Genomic DNA, 17170 nt, shown 5'->3' with positions numbered 1-17170 from the left:
TGCCCCCGCCGACGGTACCGACCTCAACGCACGGCAGACGGACGGAGAGGTAGACCCCCTCTTCGCACACCTCGCAGGAGGTGGTGACCATGCTCCCTTCCGCCACCTGAGCGGGGTCCTGGCCGGTGGCGATGTAGAGGGCGGCGAGCATATTTGCGGCATGAGCGTTAAAGCCGTAGGAAAGGGCCATGCTGCTCCCGACCAGATTCTTGCGGTAGCAGGTCTCGACCATGGCCTCGGGCGTGGTGTGCAGCTTGTCCCTGACCATCTCTTCGGGTATGCGCACGTCGGCCAGGACCATCTTTCCCCGCCCCTCGATGAAGTTGATGGCAGCGGGCTTCTTGTCCACGCACAGGTTGCCGGAGACGGATATGAGTTTGACTCCGGTCCTCTCCTCGATCAGGCGGCTGGCAGCCTCGGTGGCGATGGTGCACATGTTCATGCCCATGGCGTCACCGGTATCGTAATAGAAGCGCAGGAAAAGCGATCGTCCCGAGGCGAAGGCGTGCACCTTTAACAGCTTGCCGTGCTTGGTGGTGGATTCGGCGGCCGCCTTGACCTCTCTGAAATTTTCGCAGACCCAGTCGGCCACCTGCTTGGCCTGGCGCACCCCGTTGGTGCGGAACACCGGGGCCCGGGTCATCTCGTCCTTTATGATGATGGCCTCTGCTCCACTGGAGGCGGTGATGATGAAGGCGCCGCGATTAATTGAGGCCACCAGAGCGCCTTCGGTGGTGGCCAGGGGCACCAGGAACTCGCCCTGGGCGTGGTCCCCGTTCACCTTGAGGGGACCGACGAAACCCAACGGAATTTGGGTGCAGCCGATCATGTTCTCGACGTTCTTCTCCGCCAGGATGGGATCGAAGGAGCAGCTCCCGGATTGCTCCAGACGTACGCCAGTGAACTCCTCCACCGCCTTCCGCCTGTCGTCCATGTCCGTCCTGGTCTTGCCCTTGTTCCGGAGACCGTTGGTCGAATTCATCGGCATGGAATTAGGGTCGTATTAGATAACCTTCTCGGCCCTGTCGGCGCCTACCACAAAATATATATGCTTTTCGGGTCGGACGGATTTCGGATATAGGTTCGCATTTTGAACGGATTTCCAAGCCGTGCCCGAAGCTCGCCCTTGATATGTGTTAACATGTGTCCGCCCCGAAGCCTGAACTCATTATATTTACAATAAGAATTAATCTAATAAAGGTTATTACTTTAATTCTTTAACGGCGTTGAGTAACACCTCTTAACATACCAAAGGTTACGGGTTAAGTTTTAATATCAGAAGCGTTCATGCGGTCGATTCAAGGTGTAATACACCTAGAGGGCGTTACCAGAAATGTACAGTATGAGTCCTAAGGCAGGAAAACTCTTGACGGACAAAGAAGTGATAGAAAAGTACGTGAAGGAAGACGAATGGGGCCTTTTAACCTCGATCGACCTTAGAAAGTGCGACCCGGAGAAGATCCGGAGCAAGGAGGTCATCACCCAGTTCGCCATCGACCTTTGCGACTATATCAAGATGAAGAGGTTCGGCGACCCTATAGTTGTCCGGTTCGGGCCCATTCCCAAGGTAGAGGGATATTCGCTGGCCCAGCTGATCGAGACCTCTCTGATCTCTGGTCACTTCGCTGAAGACACGGACCGCGCGTTCATCGACGTCTTCAGTTGCAGGGAATACCCACCCGAGAAGACCGCCAAGTACTGTAAGAAGTACTTTGGGGCCAAGGAGATGGAGTACTCCGTATCCTTCAGGAACTAAACGCCCGCCTGAAATACAGGACCCAAAAGGTTTAAACGCCCCAGCTGCGGCCAAACACTGCAGACTGGTCATACTTCTTCTAATTTTCATTAACAATTCCTGGTCAACTGTCTTCTGACGATGCTGAAAAACATGCTGTCAACCCTTTTGGCACGCCAGGACCATGGAAAGGTTTAAAATCGAACTCCGCATTCGCCAATCCACTTGGGCCCATAGCTTAGCCTGGTTGGAGCGCCCGGCTGATAACCGGGAGGTCAGGTGTTCGAATCACCTTGGGCCCATCCATTTCACTGACTCACCCCAATTTTTTCCGTTTTTAGGTTGTTTTATGAGTGGGACATCAAGTTTGAATCGATGCGATCAGGTACGGTCCTTTGATCCTTCGTTTAACATATGAAAAAGAACGATCCATCAAGAGAACGGATGACAAATGGTACATACTTGGAGCATCCTGTGAGCAACCTCCAGATGCTCTCTGCGAACGTCCGTTCCTTGGCATGGGCGGATATGGCCATAGGAACATATGGCACATGGTGAGACCTGTGGTAAAATGTTACAATTGTGATTGGGAAGGGAAGGATGAGGAACTGGTCGATAAACCGGGGAACCTTCTTTTCTACGATTATGTGCTCATCAACAACCTGAAGGATGCGAAGGTGACCCGTTCCAACCTTCTTTGCCCAAAGTGCGGTACGGTGATCAAGAGCCGCCGCTTGATCGATGGCGTGATCTTTGACCGGTGATCCTTTTTACATGCCAGACCCGTCATCTTTAAAATCATATCGGCCTCATCGATTTCACTATATTGGACAACAAATGCTCTTCTGGGCATTCGTTCTTAATAGGCCCTACCTAACAGGCCATATCAGCCGGGTCATCAGTTTTTCAGGCGGGGTGTCCTGCGGGCCGTTCAGGTACTCTTCCCACATGAAGTCCAATGGCTTGTAGCCCTTCTCCTCCATCCACACCATCATCTTGTTGTAGGTGTCGGATATGGTTTCGTACGGCCCTACATGCATGGCCACCGCAGCCTTGACCGCAGGGAGCTCGATGGGACGCACCCTTCCTTTCGTCACGCCCTTTCCGGCCACCGGGAAACCGACGTCCATGTCCATCTCTTCACCAGACCACGAATGGTACAATGCGAACGGTGGCCCGACACAGCGGACCGCTTTCCCCAAAAGCGGACCGAGCTCTAAGAACATGAGCCCCATGGCCTGAGGCATCTCACCGACCTTCACCGTCTCCCTGATGGCTATGGCCGTTATCTTTTTCGTCGTAATGATCTCGATGCCCTCCATGTTAATCATGTTGTGATAGGGAAGAAAGGCCTAATATGTTTAATGGGGAGATGTTGAAAAGTATACATCCGGCCTTGTCAGGCCGGGAATTGGTTAGCTGAGATCATATCGTTTCGTAAGGCAGCGCTTGGTGGTCTATGTCCCTTTCCACCTTTTCCGTGGAGACTATGTCCTCTTCGGACATGGAGCGCTTGAGGACGCATACGGTCCGTTGCAGAGCGATGATGTCTCCCAGCTGGGATTGGGCGATCCACACGGCCGACAACAGCTCCTCGAACTTCCTCCGGTAGGCCATGCTCTCTATCTCGTGCAGGACCGCTGGGTTGTATAGGGTGTTCCGGGAGACCCGACCCAGAGCGGCCACCTCGTCGATCTGCCTCTCGTATTCGTTAAGCATGTCCGAGTAAAGTCCTTGCAGGACCTTCAGAGTCAATTTCCTGTTGCCAACGTCGTCCGTGACCGGAATCTCTAAGTTTTCCATTTCCATAATATCATCCACACGTCCACAAACAGAGCGTGACAGTTGTTCAACGCGCTCCAACATCATTAGTCTTTGCAGCAATCCCATTATCGGGTAGGAGCGTACGGCGGTGGCATCGGAGGCCCAGATACCATTTTAATTCCGCGGACCCCTTGCAGTTCCAGAGACCATGAAAAGTGACTTCAGCCAACGTTCGCAGCTCATCGTGCAGTCCGAGATAAGGAACATGACCTTGGAATGCATCCGGGTAGGAGGAATAAACCTGGCCCAGGGGGTCTGCGACACCGATACCCCGTCAGAGGTCATCGAGGGGGCGTACCAGGCGGCGCTGGACGGCATCAACGCCTACACCCGGTACGACGGGCTGCCGATATTGAGGCAGGCCATCTCGAAGAAGTTCAAGGAGTTCAACCGCCTGGACGTTGACCCGGAAGGCGAGGTGGTATGCTCAGCCGGAGCTACTGGCGCTTTCTACTGCACCTGCATGGCCTTGCTGGACCCCGGGGACGAGGTCATCGTGCTCGAGCCGTACTACGGCTATCATGTGAACACGCTGTTGGCCATGGAAGCGGTGCCGGTGTTCGTCAGCACGTATCCGCCGGATTGGGAGCTGGACCTGGAAGCGATCAAGGACCATATCGGACCCCGGACCAAGGCCATCGTGGTAAACACGCCCTCCAACCCCTCGGGCAAGGTGTTCAGGCGCGACGAGCTGAAGGCGCTCGCGGACCTGGCCGTGGACCATGACCTCTTTATCTTTTCCGACGAGATCTACGAGTACTTCGTGTACGACGACCGCCAGCACGTCTCGCCCCTTTCCTTCGCCGACAGCCGGGACCGCGTGGTGGTCATCTCCGGCTATTCGAAGACGTTCAGCATCACCGGGTGGCGCATCGGTTACGCCGTCTGCGACCGAAAATGGGCCCGCATGATCGGTTACATGAACGACCTGGTGTACGTGTGCGCCCCGGCACCGTTGCAGGTGGGCGTGGCCAAGGGCATCGACCGGCTATCGAGCGAGTTCTACCGGCGGCTCTGTCAACAGTACCAGGCCAAGCGAGAGACGATGGTGCGCGGCCTGCGCGACGGCGGACTGTACCCACACGTGCCCCAGGGCTCCTATTACGTACTGGCGGACGTCAGCTCCGTTCCGGGACGGGATTCCAAGGAAAAGGCCTTGCAAATCCTGAAGGAATGCGGGGTGGCCAGCGTTCCCGGTTCCGCCTTCTATCACGAGGGCGGGGAGGACCTGGTCAGGTTCTGCTTCGCCAAGAAGGATGACGTCCTGAAGGCCGCCTGCGACCGGTTGTCACGTCTGAAATGGTGATTAGCCCTCGATCTGCCTTTCCGTTTCCATGTGGATGCTGACCACGATGCTCGGCACCTTTTCACGCAGGGCCTCCTCGATCCTCTCCGTGAGATCGTGGGCCTCGGCTACCGTGCTATCCGCGTGAACGCATATGTGCATTTCCGCGTAGACGCAATCGCCGACGTGGCGGGTCTTCAGGTCGTGGTATTGCAGGAAACCCTGTTGTTTTTTCAGCACGTCCTCGATGATGACCTCGATCTCCGGGAGGCTGTGGTCCATCAGGTCGCTGGTGGTCTTTTTCAGCACGGAGATGGCCATGCGCACCAGCAGAGCGGCGACGATCAGAGCGAGGATGGGGTCCAGGATATACCAGCCGGTGATCTTGGCCAGGAACAGGCCGATGACGATGCCTATGGACGATATGACGTCAGAAAGTAGGTGCTTGGCATCCCCCTCTAGGGCAATGGAGCCGTTCTCCCGCGAGGAACGGGAAAGGATGTACGAGAGCCCCCCGTTCAGGGCCGTGGCGGTCAGGGAGACGACCAGGGCCAGGTCTATGGAGGTGAACGGGACCGGATGAAACAGGCGCCCAACGCTGGCCAGGATGATGAGCAGGGCGGCGATGATAATGAGAATGCCTTCGACCAGGCAGGATATGTTCTCGGCACGCTGATGACCGTACTTGTGGTCCGCGTCGGCCGGCATCATGGCGATGTTCACGCAGACCAGCATCATGACCGAGGCCACGATGTTGACTATGGATTCCAGCGCATCCGAAAGCAAGGCCACCGAGCCTGATATCAGATAGGCTATCAGCTTGATGGCGAATATCAACAGCCCGCCAGCCACCGTCAGCTTGGCAACTTGTTCCTTTTTCAATCTAAAGAGAAAGGGTACAAGCCCGATAAACCTTTTTTGCTACTCAAGAATTAATAACGATGGTCAAGGCCTCGGTCCATTTTCGGCCAGGGCTTTTTCGAAAAGGGCATCTAACTCTTGCTCCGACAGCTTTGGGTCGTGGCGGACGAAGAAGGTCAGGTAGCTCTTGTCCTCGGTGAAGATAACCTTGGAGGGACGGATGTTCACGCTCAGCAGTATCTCCCCGGTCTCCAGCATGACATCGACCTGCGTAGCGGCCTTACCACCTTTGTTCTTGGTGCGTGACAGCTTTATGATGTTCTTCCTGTTCGCCTGGTAGAGGTGGCGCATCCGTTCGTCAGATCCGGGCCCGTTCACAACCTGAAAGATGTGAATGGACATGAAAAAGCTTGCTCTAAAAAAGAGATGTAAGTATCGGAGAAGGGGCGGAAGGCGATAAGTTGCTTTAATTGTCCCTTTATTTTTTGCGAACTCTTAACTCCATTCCCGCCATATTCTCAGAGGAGCGCCATGTCCCAAGGACCAATGAATGCTAAACTGATCTACAAGTTCTTCGAGGCCGCCAACATGCAGCGGTGGAACGACCACATCCGCCCCGTGGAACTGACGGAATTGGACAAGCAATCGCACAAGATGGTCATCGCTTACGTACTGGCCAGGTTCGAGGAGACGGAGAAGGGGCGGAGCATCGATTGGACCAAGATAATCGAGGGCGGCATATTCGAGTTCCTGCACCGCATCTTCCTGACGGACCTGAAACCTCCAGTATATCATCGCATGCAGAAGGAGAAGGGCAAGGAGCTCAACGAGTACGTCTTCCGCGAGCTGATATCCGAGGTTCCGGACATCGACCCGGACTTCCTAGCCCGCTTCAAAGCCTATCATCTAGAGAAGGACGAGAGCATTGAACGGAGGGTGCTGCGGGCAGCGCACTATCTGGCGACCAATTGGGAGTTCCGTTTGATCTATGCGGCGAACCCCACCATGATGGGGATCGAGGAGACCAAGCACAACATCGAGATGCAGATCGAGGACCACTACGATCTGATAGGAGTGCAGCGCATCATGCTGGCCAAGAAGTCCTACGGCTTCATCGAGTTCTGTGGCCAGCTGCGCTACCAGCAGCGCTGGGCCCGGGCTCCGCGCATCCCCCGGACCTCGGTCCTGGGGCACATGCTCATGGTCGCAATAATGTCCTATCTTTGCTCGCTACGCATCTCGGCCGATCCGAAGCGCACGGTGAACAACTTCTACACCGCCCTGTTCCACGACCTGCCAGAAGTATTGACCAAGGACATAATCACCCCGGTGAAGAAGTCCGTGGGCGGCCTGGAGGAGCTTATCGCCGATTACGAGGAACAGGAGGTGGAGGAGAACCTGCTGCCCCTGCTCCCGGCCACCTGGCGCAAGGACTTTGAAGGTCTGGTGCTGGACCCCTTCCGCAACCGGAACCGGGATGTGGAGAACAAGGACGAGCGCCCCTGGGCGGCGGACGGGGCCATGCTGAAAGGGTGCGACAACCTGGCGGCCTTCATCGAGGCCAACTCCTCCATAAAGTACGGTGTCAGTTCGAAAGTGCTCAGGGCAGGGAAGCAGCGTCTGCTGGAGATATATCAGGCATCCGGGACGGTGTCGGGCATCGACTTCTACCAACTTATGTTGGAGCTGGACCACATGGACATCTGATCACCAGGACATGCGGCCCTCGAAGGCCTGGAAGAGCAGGTCGCGGTAGTACTTGTCGTAGGGCAAGGTAATCTTTGTGCGCTCATCGCCATGGCGCACGTCCACGACGTAGCTGCCCTCGTCGTATGACAGTTTGACCGAGTCGACCTCATCGGTGTTCAGGTGGAAGTTGCCAGGCGATTCCTGCAGCACCTGGTCCGGGTCCATCTCATAGAAGCGCGAGGTGTTCGAGGTTCCGCTAGAACCAGGCAAGAAGATCCCCGCCTGGAGCAGCTCTCCCTTGATCTTGTCTCCCGGATGGGATTCGATGCGGGCGAATATCAAGCGCTCCTTGGTGAAGGCCAGTGCGAAAATGCCTTCGTGTCCTACGATGTGCGCCGGGGAAGCTATCGCGCTGATGACCTCGCCATGGGTCGGTTCGAAGCGCTCCAACTCCTCGGAAGCGACAGGCTGGCCGCAATAGGGGCAGAAGCGCATGTCCTCCAGGATGGCCTTTCCACAGCTCGCGCAGTTCGACATCGTTTATCGATGAGTATATGGCCAGGGTTATTTATGACAGCATCGTTCACGCCGTTTATGTCCTGTATTTGTTACCTCTTTTTTATTGCTGGCTGCGTTGGTATGACGAAATATGACAAATGACATACATTTTAAATAGTTTATATGACAATCTAATTTTCAGTCTTGCCAAGGAGAGTATTGACCATGGAGGGAGAGAGGATATCGCTGCGCCTTGAGGGCGAGGACCTGGAGCTCATCGATGAGTTCATCGAAGGGCACCCGGATATCTCGAACCGGTCGCAGCTCGCAAGGATCGCCCTTCGCACATTCATAGAAAGGGATGGTGGAACGCGGGTCGAAAGCTCCAAGGGCGAGATGGTCGTGAAGGTTCCGCCGGTCGTACGTAGCATGATGGAAGGGATGGTAGAGGATGGCTACTACAACTCGGTGGAGGACATAGTCGTGGAATGCCTCCGGAAGGAGTTCGTGTCTGCGGACAACCTGCAAAAGGCCAAGGACGAACTACTGATCAAGCAGAGGCAGATCGCGGCAAGGATGTGAAGGACCTGCGGACATAGCTCTGGGCGAGAGCACACAGGGATGGGATGCACTAACTTACTTTAGCGGAGGCGCTCATGCGCCCCGCGCACAAAAAAGGGGCCAAAAAAATGGAAGCCGGGATAATGGAACAAACGATCAGGACCGAGCAAATGGTTTCGATGCTCAGCCGAGGCCTGACCGAACCTAAGATATCGGTAGTAGGCTGCGGGGGTGCTGGCAACAATATAGTCAACAACATCTTCGGCAGCTGCAGGAAGAACGTGCAGACGGTCGCCATCAACACCGACGAGCGCTCGCTGCAGAAGATCAACGCGCACAAGAAGCTGCTCATCGGCAAGGACGTGACCGAGGGGCGGGGCGCCGATGGATTTCCCGAGGTCGGGGAGTACTGCGCGGAGTGCGCCAAGGACGCCATCAAGGAGGCCATAAAGGACCGGGACATCGTGTTCGTCATCGCTGGCATGGGCGGCGGGACGGGGACCGGGACCGCTCCAGTGGTGGCCCAAGCGGCCAAGGACCTGAACTCCATCACGTTCGTAATAGCGATCACCCCCTTCTCCTTCGAGACGGAGAGGGTGCAGAAGGCCCAGATGGGCATATCCAAGATCAGGAAGATAGCCAAGACCACCGTGGTGGTGGAGAACGACCGGCTGCTGAACATAGCGGAAGAGATGCCCCTGAACAAGGCCTTCTCCGTGATCGACAACAGCGTGGTCAAGATCATCGACTCGTTTTGCTCTCAGGTCAGCATGTCCTTCATGAGCGCTCTGACCGAGGAGGTCATCCAGTATATGCACGGGGACGAACAGAAGACCGAGGCGAAGATGCCTCAGTACGTCATGCCCGAGCTGGTTGTGGCCGCCAAGGGGCCGGCCGAGGTCGACCTGCGCCCGACTGGCGAGCTGGGACTGATGCGGTAAACCGATTATCGGCTTCCAAACGATCTAGGTGCGGCGGATGTCAGCCGCCGTACCACCCCCGAATCAATTCTAACGAACTGACATCCAAAGGTCTTATTTCGTCTTCATACGTTGTCTTTGCGTGCTTGTGGGATTAATCATCAACCCCGTGGCCGGCATGGGCGGCAGCGTGGCCTTGAAGGGAACGGACGGCGGAGCGTACCGCGAGGCCTTGAGGCGAGGCGCCGTTCCGGTGGCCCGCGGCCGGGCGCTGCGCGCCTTGTCCCGGGTTGGCGGGGAGGTGCGGTTCCTCACCGCCGCGGGGGAGATGGGGGCGGCGGTGCTTTCCGAACTGGGGTATGAGTTCGAAGTGGTCCACGCCAATGAGGGCGAGACCGGTCCGGAGGACACCCGGAAGGCCTGCACCGAGTTCCTGGAGCGGAAGGTGGAACTGATCGTCTTCTGCGGGGGGGACGGGACGGCCCGCGATGTAATGGACTCGGTGGGGGAGAAGGTCCCGGTTATCGGGGTACCGTCCGGCGTCAAGATGCATTCGGCGGTCTTCGCCAACACCCCGGAGGAGGCCGGGGACGCCGTTCGTTCATTCGTCGAGGGGGCACCGACGCGCCTGGCGGAGGTGATGGACGTGGACGAGGAAGCCTTCCGCGCAGGCGAGCTCAAGGCCCATCTGTATGGTTATCTGCGCGTGCCAGAGGGCGGGAGCATGCAGCCTCCCAAAGGCGCTACCTACGGTACCTCGGACGATGAGCAGAAGGCGGTAATCGCCGAGTTCGTGGTGGAGGACATGGAGCCGGGAACCCTGTACGTCCTGGGCCCGGGGACGACGACCAAGGCGGTGGCCGATAGGATGGGGCAGCCCAAGACCCTGCTCGGAGTGGATGTCTATCTGAACGGAAAGCTGCTGCAGGCGGACGCCTCCGAGGACGACCTGCTCCGCCTGGTCCGTGGGGAAAAGGTGGCGTTGATCATCACCCCGATAGGGCGCCAGGGCTTTGTCTTTGGTCGGGGGAACCAGCAAATATCCGCCAAGGTGATCGAGGCGATCGGTCTGGAGTACGTCCAGGTGATCGCCACCCCGGCCAAACTGAGGGAAACGAGCTGTTTGCGTTCGGACTCGGGGGACGTTGACATCGACCGGAAGATGAGCGGCTACCAGAAGGTGCTGGTCGGTTATTCGCAGTACCGTATGGTCCGCTGCCCCTGAAACGCAGCAAATGATTTTGAATCAAGGCTACCATAGCCCTGGCGATGAGCGTCATCCATCTTGACCTACGCACTTTCTGCCACGCCACCGAGGTGGAGGAAAGGGTGAAGAAAGCCCTGGAGTTCGTTTCTGGCGGCCAGGAGGCCGTCGTGACGCATTCCGAAGGGTATCACGGCAATAAGATCCTGATCATGGAGTGCGATCTTACCCGCAAGGCGGACATCCGAGCCTTCTTCAGACGCCTGTCGAGGGAGGACCTGAAGGAGCTCCTATCATCCATTGATCAGAGGCTGGACGACGACGGACAGTTCTTCTTCCGCCTGGACAAGCAGAAGGCCTTCGAGGAGGAATTGGTGGTCTCCTCAGGCGACGACTGCATCCACGTCCGGGCCAAGGTGGAGAGCTACCCCAAGCGCCGGGAGAAGGCCCTGGAGAACGCCAAGGTGATGCTTCAAGAGCTCATTGACCGACAGGATAAATAGGAAATTGCCATTCCGAAATCACAAGCAGGGGTAGCCAAGCTTGGCCAACGGCGTAGGACTTAGGATCCTATCCTTAGTGGTTCTGGAGTTCAAATCTCCACCCCTGCACCAGCGATTACCATTTCTTATCCAACGACATCGTGTTTATAGTGACTGACGCTCAATGGATATGCCATGGGAATAACTAACGTAGGCGACCAGAAGAAGTGTGCTGTTTGCGGAGGGATGAACCCCGCGGGGGCTACCAAGTGCCTGCTGTGCGGATCCCTCATGATGTGAAGTGATCTTCAAGCAAAGCGAAGTTGATTGGTCTGGACGAACTTAATAGCCTGACCGACCGGTGGTTTTCAGAGCATCTTTGGCGCCCGATGGTGAAGTCACCTTCCGCTCTTTCTAGTAAGCAGGTCCTTTATCTTTTTCCCCTCCAGGTCCTGGATCTCCTCGGTGGTCATCTTCCCCCCGCTCTTCATGACCTTGACCACCTCAGAAGAGGGATTGGTGAACACGAACAGGTTGATGTTCTTTGACGAGCCGTCCTTGAAGCGATGCTTGTAGTTCAGCGGCAATTTCGTTGATTGCATGAACTCGCTGATGCTCAGCTCCTGGTCGATGTCCTGTCCGTCGAATACTGTCAGGCACATCTCCAAGGCATACTTGCCGAAGGCGATGACGTTCAGCTCATCCTTTCCCAGAGACCGGAGCTCGTTGACGAAGTGCTCCTGGCATTTCGTCGCGGCCTTGCGCCACTCCTTGTTGACATCCCGGTCGCTGTTGGCCGGGACACATTTCAGGGCGTGCGTCCAGTATACGCGCCCTTCAGCCGGGTCAAAGCTGCCGAAGAGCTGCAGCACCTTGCTGAGCGGATTAGCCTTCTTCACCTCGTCGGCCGGACCGCCGTTCCTGCACAGCGCGGCCAACTTCTGTTCGGCGGCCTCGTTCGAACCTGTTTGCCGAAGCCAGAACCCTGGTTCCTGCGAAACGATCAAAAAATCAACTTTGGAGGGGTCGGCCTTCCGGTTGAAATGGACCGGCATCTTCGTCCGGTCCCTCGGGCAGTTGGGACATGGGTCCATGACCATGGACCTGACCGTCCCCCAGCCTCCCTCCTGACCTCCGGCCATGATGACGTATCCCGCAAGGCGCATTAAACTGTTTCATTGGAATGACGATGTCGCTAACGCAAAATACCAGCGATAGTTCAATATCGAATGGACGCCTTAAATGTAAATGATATCCTCATGGAACGTCACATCGCCCGCAAAAAGGTCAAGGAGGTCATGACCAAGGAAGTGGTGACCGTAACCTCCAGCACCGACCTCAAGCAATTGAAGGAGATGTTCGAGAAATATGACTTCAACAGCTTCCCGGTGGTGGACGGGCAGGACCTGGTGGGCGTGGTCAGCAAGCTGGACCTGCTCAAGGCCTTCACCTCGGGGGTGAACGTTAACGTTGGCAGGTTCATGATGCTCTACAGCAAGACCGCAGGCGACATAATGCACGCCGCCAACGTCTACGTATCCCCGGAGGACGACATATCCACGGCCGCCGATTTCATGGTGGAGTTCAACCTGCGCAGCCTGCCGGTCCTGGAGAAGGGGAAGTTGAAGGGCATGCTCTCCCGTCAGGACGTCATTCGCTGCCTGATGATCGAGTGAGCTTAGCCTTCTTGTGTCGGTAATAGAGGTAGTAGACCGCCAATGCTATGGCCAGAGCACCGAGCAGTATGTAGTCCAACCCGTCGGTGCTCTTCCAGAACTGCATCCAGTTCTCGCCGAGTAAGTATCCCGCAGTAACCAGCACGGTGTTCCAGACCAGCGCCCCGAAGAAGGTGAAGGTGATGAACTTCAAACGGTCCATCTTGGCCAGCCCGGCGGGGAAGGATATTATTGATCGGATGCCGGGGAGGGAGTGCCCGATGAATATGCCCCAGACCCCCCCATTTCTTGAACCAGTGCTCGGCCGTCTCCAGCTTCTTCTGGTCTAGCCCGATGTATGGACCGAGCTTATTGATGATGGGCCGACCCAGGTGCCAGGCCAAAAGAAAGGCGATGAAGGAACCTACCACCGCCCCGAGCGACCCGACCAGGATGACCAGGAAATAGTTCAGTTCGCCGGTGTATGCCACATATCCGGCGAAGGGCATGATCATTTCGCTGGGAATGGGGGTGAAGACACCCTCTACCAGCATGGCCAGGAAGATGCCTATGTACCCTGTACCGTTGATGAGGTCGATGACGAACTGGTTGATGGAATCGATGATCATGACTGGTTCCAGTGCCTGTCGGCTAAAACGGTAACGCACCGTATATTAATAAAATGGGGGCGGAGCGAAATTCCTTTCCTGATGTTACGATACATTACCAAGCTATTTAGGCGCGGTAGACCGCTATTCATCTTGGTGAGCACGTTTGAGACCTTACCTGGGGCATGCCTCGGTGGTCAAGGTTCTGACCAAGAGCGTGGGCCTTAGCAGCCCGGTGGCGGATGAGGTGGCCCTTCGCGTGCTCAACTATTTCGGTTATCACGACGAGATCATCGATAATGCCCTGAACCATGACGATCGCCGCCTTTTCTACTTCTTACAGGACATGCGGATATTGAGCACTAGGTGGGAGGAGACCCAGCTGGCCTCCGGGCGCAATTGGCGCATATTCTATTGGTCCTTCAACTGGGAGAACATCGGCAAATTGCTGAAAGATGAACCGGACCTGAAAGAGCCGATCGACGTCTACGGCAGCCTTCCGGATTCCGTCTGGAACCGGGAGCACGAGACGGAAGGAATGACCTGACCGGGGTAAGTTATTAACCGGACAATTTGATGAGGGAGACGTGAAGTTCACCTATTGCCCGGATTGCTTGGACCTGCGGCCGAGGTCGTGGCACAACTTTAATAGCTGCGCAATCTGCGGACAGAAGAGCCGCATCATCGCCATACCCATGTCCATCTACGGATACCTGACCTGCGTCCTCAGCGTCGTGGGCGCCGTGTTCGTGGTCCTGGAGATGATCGGGACGGACATAGGGCTGGGGGATTACCGTCTCTACGTCATGTTCGGCTCCCTGATCCTGGCCATGGTCTTTTACTATATCGAACTGAACCGGACGACCCAGCTAGCCATCAAAATGGTCGGCAAGGTGCGTTAGGCGGCGATGGTCAAGAAGCAGAGGACGGACGAGTCATCGTTCAGCACCCTGCGGTCCACGTACAACGAGGTTCCGTCGCCTTCGCACCTTTGGCCGAATACGTACTTCTCCTCGTCGATGACCAGGGTCCACCAGGCCGTTTGGCCCATACTTTCTATCTCCTGTATCGTTCTGTTCACCGCCATCCCGATGCGCTCCAGTTCTTCCGCGGTCGGCTCAGGGCCGTCCTGAGACGTCAGGATTATGTAGGCCGACAAGGACGTCCGGGACATGGCGCTGCCGTCGCCGCCCGGGACCTCCCCGCCCAGCATGACGGTGTGAAAGGACTTGGCCATCTCGCTCCGCCCTTCGTCGTTGACGGACGTTCCAGGCATTATGATGCTGGCGCTGAGCACCGTGAGCACTACCAGGAACAGCATGGCGTCCATCAGGACCGCCAAGCCCCTGCGGTCCCTGGACATCACCACGCCTGCACCTCCACCGTCGCCGGGATCGCTCGGCCGTCGACCGACAGTAACAGAGGCGCGCGAGCGCTGAGCACGGCGGCGCCAGATGGAGGCGTGCCGCCCAAGGACAGCAAGGCCTCCGCCTCGCCCATCGGCCTATATTTCAGACATACTCCGGAAAAGCCTTCGGGCAAGGCCGGAAGCGAGGCGAACCGCTGCTCCAGAAGGTCGAGTTCGATCGCCTCACCGTCGTCAGGCCACAATCCCTGTTCTCGCAGCAGGTCGATCAGCTCGTCCCCGTCGACGGTCGGCCCCTCCTGCACCGCGCTCACCGAGAGCATGACCAAGAATATCGAAGATGCGGTGATCACCGCCATGACCGCCAGTATCGACTCGAGAAAGCCGCCTACGCCTTCGTCGTTATTCCTCCAATCCCGCATGAGCGTGATTTCGCGCGAGGGACCTTTCCGCTAACCATTAAGTGTAGCTTAACTCAGAACACTCCCTTGCGGTAATGTCCAAGGCTGCTGCGTCCGCACTTGCGCCGTAGCTCCTCGACCGCACCCAGATCGACCTCGAAGAACGCCATGGCCACGAAGGCCGCCAGGTCTGGATGCCTCCGGCGCACGTCGATGCCTATCGAATCAACGCCCATGGCTTGGAGCTCCGGCACCTTTTCCAGCATGAGCAGGTCAGTACTGTGCAGGATGTGTACGAACCCTTCCTGGTCGTGGTGCACAGGATAGCGCACCCCGCGATCGTCCACCAGGGTCCCTTCGGGCAGGGTCGGGTCCTGGCTCAGCATAAGTTCGATGCGCCCGAAGGCCAGGACCTCGCACCTCTGTTCGGTGGCGGAGAGCAGCTGGAACATCTCCTCCTGGTTCAGCTCGGGGGACAGCGTCCACTGGTGCATCTGGGGCACGGTGAAACTGTTGAAGACGTTCATATGGTAGGAACCATAGCAACGTGTGTGGCGATATCTCTGGTACTGGTCGGAGGTGTGCACCATGACCGGACCGGCGCCCGATACCTCTTCGCCGAGGGCCAGGCGGGGCAGCACCCGAACGAACTCCTTGCTGGTCTCTTGGCAGGCGGCCTCGGCCTCCTCGACCTGCTTCGTCCCATCGTAATAGATGCGATCCGCGTATGGCAGCACGGCCTGCAAGACGGTCAGGCTGGAGACGTAGAAGGAGAGCTCGCCCTTCTTTTCCTTCCGGCGCAATCTTTTTGACGGTACGTCCACGACCTTCCGGACCGCCTCCCCCTCCTGGAATTGGATCCGGTTTATAAGCTCCTCAATGCTGGGGAACTCCCGGTCCTTGGTCTTGTATACGAGGTACTGGCCTTCGTTCAGCGGGAAGGGGGGCAAGGCTTTAACGCCCTCCCCAACGAGATCGGCGGGGCGCAGGTCGAAGCCGCCCACCTTCTCGTCGCCAAGGTACAGGCTGATGCCGTCCCCGGGCTCGAGCATGCCCTTGGTCAGGCTCAACGTCCCCTTCTTCATCACCGCCGGTCCGATGGGCCTGCCCCTCGACTCGGGGAAGGCGGTCTGCATGACCTCTTTTTCGACGAGATAACCGCCGGAGAACCCCCGGTTGAAGACCACTTCCAGCAGTTCCTTCTCCCGTTCGGTCAACAGCGGCGTCACGCCTTCCTTGGCCCTCTTGATGGCCTGAGAATAGATCTTGGAGGTCAGATAGACATACTGGGGGGAGCGCATGCGCCCCTCTATCTTCAACGAGGCCACGCCCGCCTTCATCAGTTCAGGGATGGACTCCACGGCGAATGTGTCGGCGGTGCTGAGAAGGTATCCTTCCTTTGTTCCGTTCGAATATCTCTTGCGGCAGGGCTGGGCGCACATGCCCCGGTTACCGGAGCGGCCCCCCAGGAAGCTGGAGAAAAGGCATTGTCCGGAGAAGCAATAACAAAGGGCGCCGTGGATGAACACCTCTACCCCGACAGGCGACCTCTCGGCTATCTCCGTGACCTGGTCCAGGCCGAGCTCCCGGGCCAGTATGACCCGCTCAAGACCCTGCGCCTTGGCCCACATAGCTCCGTCCAGGCTGTGGATCCCCATCTGGGTGGAGGCGTGCATGGGTATGGAGAAGCGTTCTTTTATCAGGGTCATCAGGCCGCGGTCCTGGACGATGACCGCGTCCGCCCCTAGGGTGTCCAGCATCTCCACGAACGAGAGGGCGGCCGGGACCTCCGACTCCTTGATCAGGGTGTTCACGGTGACGTACGTCCTCATGCCCCGGTCGTGAGTCATCTTGATGGCGCCGGCCAGCTGGTGGTCGTCGAAGTTGCTGGCGAAATGGCGGGCGCCAAAGTCCTTCCCGCCCAGGTAGACCGCGTCCGCTCCTCCGGCCATGGCCGCCTTCAGCGCTTCCTGCGTGCCCACCGGGGCGAGGAGCTCCATGCCCCCGGAATCGATTGCTCCCATATTAATCTCCCTGGAACGTAGCCTACGGTTAATTGTCAGTTCAAATACGCTTTCCGA

The 17170-nt window shown here is 57.3% G+C and carries 22 protein-coding genes and 2 tRNA genes; 13 read left to right on the top strand and 11 right to left on the bottom strand.

What is annotated here, in order from left to right; all coding sequences use genetic code 11:
* A partial coding sequence (locus tag NT131_08010) for a hydroxymethylglutaryl-CoA reductase (GenBank protein ID MCX6651579.1) occupies positions 1 to 982 on the bottom strand: 982 nt, incomplete at its 3' end.
* Between the two features lie 384 nt (positions 983 to 1366).
* Here NT131_08010 and NT131_08005 point away from each other — a divergent pair.
* The 3 genes from NT131_08005 to NT131_07995 all read left to right on the top strand — a co-directional run bounded on the left by NT131_08005 (position 1367) and on the right by NT131_07995 (position 2499).
* The gene (locus tag NT131_08005) at positions 1367 to 1756 is read left to right on the top strand and encodes an S-adenosylmethionine decarboxylase (protein ID MCX6651578.1); all 390 of its coding nucleotides are present in this window, start codon (positions 1367 to 1369) and stop codon (positions 1754 to 1756) included.
* 206 nt (positions 1757 to 1962) lie between these two features.
* Positions 1963 to 2037 (top strand) — tRNA-Ile (locus NT131_08000).
* A gap of 249 nt (positions 2038 to 2286) precedes the next feature.
* Entirely contained in the window at positions 2287 to 2499 is a 213-nt protein-coding gene (locus NT131_07995) for a hypothetical protein (protein ID MCX6651577.1), read from the top strand.
* Between the two features lie 105 nt (positions 2500 to 2604).
* On the opposite strand, the gene NT131_07990 is transcribed toward NT131_07995, so the two are convergent.
* Together NT131_07990 and NT131_07985 are read right to left on the bottom strand one after the other, a co-directional pair.
* Entirely contained in the window at positions 2605 to 3066 is a 462-nt protein-coding gene (locus tag NT131_07990) for a GyrI-like domain-containing protein (protein ID MCX6651576.1), read from the bottom strand.
* A 94-nt stretch (positions 3067 to 3160) separates the two neighbouring features.
* The gene (locus tag NT131_07985) at positions 3161 to 3538 is read right to left on the bottom strand and encodes a hypothetical protein (protein ID MCX6651575.1); all 378 of its coding nucleotides are present in this window, start codon (positions 3536 to 3538) and stop codon (positions 3161 to 3163) included.
* Between the two features lie 169 nt (positions 3539 to 3707).
* On the opposite strand from NT131_07985, the gene NT131_07980 reads away from it, so the two are divergent.
* Positions 3708 to 4865, top strand: a complete 1158-nt coding sequence (locus tag NT131_07980; protein ID MCX6651574.1) for a pyridoxal phosphate-dependent aminotransferase — start codon at positions 3708 to 3710, stop codon at positions 4863 to 4865.
* Here NT131_07980 and NT131_07975 read toward each other — a convergent pair whose 3' ends face one another.
* On the bottom strand, positions 4866 to 5726 hold the full coding sequence (locus NT131_07975) for a cation diffusion facilitator family transporter (GenBank protein ID MCX6651573.1): 861 nt from the start codon (positions 5724 to 5726) through the stop codon (positions 4866 to 4868).
* Between the two features lie 63 nt (positions 5727 to 5789).
* Positions 5790 to 6056, bottom strand: coding sequence for a hypothetical protein (locus NT131_07970; protein ID MCX6651572.1), 267 nt, complete (start codon positions 6054 to 6056; stop codon positions 5790 to 5792).
* Between the two features lie 180 nt (positions 6057 to 6236).
* Here NT131_07970 and NT131_07965 point away from each other — a divergent pair, with 180 nt between their 5' ends.
* On the top strand, positions 6237 to 7412 hold the full coding sequence (locus tag NT131_07965; protein ID MCX6651571.1) for an HD domain-containing protein: 1176 nt from the start codon (positions 6237 to 6239) through the stop codon (positions 7410 to 7412).
* Here the strand turns inward: NT131_07965 and NT131_07960 are convergent, their stop codons facing one another.
* Positions 7413 to 7931, bottom strand: a complete 519-nt coding sequence (locus NT131_07960) for a zinc-ribbon domain-containing protein (protein ID MCX6651570.1) — start codon at positions 7929 to 7931, stop codon at positions 7413 to 7415. It lies immediately after the preceding gene.
* A gap of 186 nt (positions 7932 to 8117) precedes the next feature.
* On the opposite strand from NT131_07960, the gene NT131_07955 reads away from it, so the two are divergent.
* From NT131_07955 to NT131_07935, 5 genes are all read left to right on the top strand, one after another.
* Positions 8118 to 8474: a ribbon-helix-helix domain-containing protein gene (locus NT131_07955; protein MCX6651569.1), complete on the top strand. Its 357-nt coding sequence runs from the start codon at positions 8118 to 8120 to the stop codon at positions 8472 to 8474.
* Between the two features lie 107 nt (positions 8475 to 8581).
* Complete coding sequence (locus tag NT131_07950; GenBank protein MCX6651568.1) at positions 8582 to 9394, top strand: hypothetical protein; 813 nt, start codon at positions 8582 to 8584, stop codon at positions 9392 to 9394.
* Between the two features lie 121 nt (positions 9395 to 9515).
* Positions 9516 to 10598: an ATP-NAD kinase family protein gene (locus NT131_07945; protein ID MCX6651567.1), complete on the top strand. Its 1083-nt coding sequence runs from the start codon at positions 9516 to 9518 to the stop codon at positions 10596 to 10598.
* A 44-nt stretch (positions 10599 to 10642) separates the two neighbouring features.
* On the top strand, positions 10643 to 11080 hold the full coding sequence (locus NT131_07940; GenBank protein MCX6651566.1) for a hypothetical protein: 438 nt from the start codon (positions 10643 to 10645) through the stop codon (positions 11078 to 11080).
* A gap of 24 nt (positions 11081 to 11104) precedes the next feature.
* Positions 11105 to 11191: transfer RNA gene (locus NT131_07935), tRNA-Leu, on the top strand.
* 266 nt (positions 11192 to 11457) lie between these two features.
* On the opposite strand, the gene NT131_07930 is transcribed toward NT131_07935, so the two are convergent.
* Positions 11458 to 12201 carry a hypothetical protein gene (locus tag NT131_07930; GenBank protein MCX6651565.1) on the bottom strand — a complete coding sequence of 248 codons (744 nt, stop codon included), beginning with the start codon at positions 12199 to 12201 and terminating at the stop codon, positions 11458 to 11460.
* A gap of 117 nt (positions 12202 to 12318) precedes the next feature.
* Between NT131_07930 and NT131_07925 the strand changes: the two genes are divergently transcribed.
* Positions 12319 to 12735, top strand: a complete 417-nt coding sequence (locus tag NT131_07925; protein MCX6651564.1) for a CBS domain-containing protein — start codon at positions 12319 to 12321, stop codon at positions 12733 to 12735.
* 2 nt (positions 12736 to 12737) lie between these two features.
* Here NT131_07925 and NT131_07920 read toward each other — a convergent pair whose 3' ends face one another.
* Positions 12738 to 13343 carry a DedA family protein gene (locus tag NT131_07920; protein ID MCX6651563.1) on the bottom strand — a complete coding sequence of 202 codons (606 nt, stop codon included), beginning with the start codon at positions 13341 to 13343 and terminating at the stop codon, positions 12738 to 12740.
* 172 nt (positions 13344 to 13515) lie between these two features.
* On the opposite strand from NT131_07920, the gene NT131_07915 reads away from it, so the two are divergent.
* Both NT131_07915 and NT131_07910 read left to right on the top strand, forming a co-directional pair.
* Complete coding sequence (locus tag NT131_07915) at positions 13516 to 13869, top strand: hypothetical protein (protein ID MCX6651562.1); 354 nt, start codon at positions 13516 to 13518, stop codon at positions 13867 to 13869.
* A 40-nt stretch (positions 13870 to 13909) separates the two neighbouring features.
* Positions 13910 to 14224, top strand: coding sequence for a hypothetical protein (locus tag NT131_07910; protein ID MCX6651561.1), 315 nt, complete (start codon positions 13910 to 13912; stop codon positions 14222 to 14224).
* Here the strand turns inward: NT131_07910 and NT131_07905 are convergent.
* The 3 genes from NT131_07905 to NT131_07895 are packed head-to-tail and all read right to left on the bottom strand — an operon-like array spanning position 14221 to position 17089.
* Positions 14221 to 14691, bottom strand: a complete 471-nt coding sequence (locus NT131_07905; protein MCX6651560.1) for a hypothetical protein — start codon at positions 14689 to 14691, stop codon at positions 14221 to 14223. The genes NT131_07910 and NT131_07905 overlap by 4 nt on opposite strands.
* Entirely contained in the window at positions 14685 to 15110 is a 426-nt protein-coding gene (locus NT131_07900) for a hypothetical protein (GenBank protein MCX6651559.1), read from the bottom strand. The genes NT131_07905 and NT131_07900 overlap by 7 nt, the downstream gene beginning before the upstream one ends.
* Positions 15111 to 15163: 53 nt before the next feature.
* The gene (locus NT131_07895) at positions 15164 to 17089 is read right to left on the bottom strand and encodes a U32 family peptidase (protein ID MCX6651558.1); all 1926 of its coding nucleotides are present in this window, start codon (positions 17087 to 17089) and stop codon (positions 15164 to 15166) included.
* Positions 17090 to 17170: the final 81 nt, after the last annotated feature.

The organism is Methanomassiliicoccales archaeon, from assembly GCA_026394395.1.
Taxonomy (GTDB): domain Archaea; phylum Thermoplasmatota; class Thermoplasmata; order Methanomassiliicoccales; family UBA472; genus UBA472.
The sequence above is the reverse complement of the archived record's forward strand: the minus strand, read 5'-3'. Positions and strand labels throughout refer to the sequence as shown.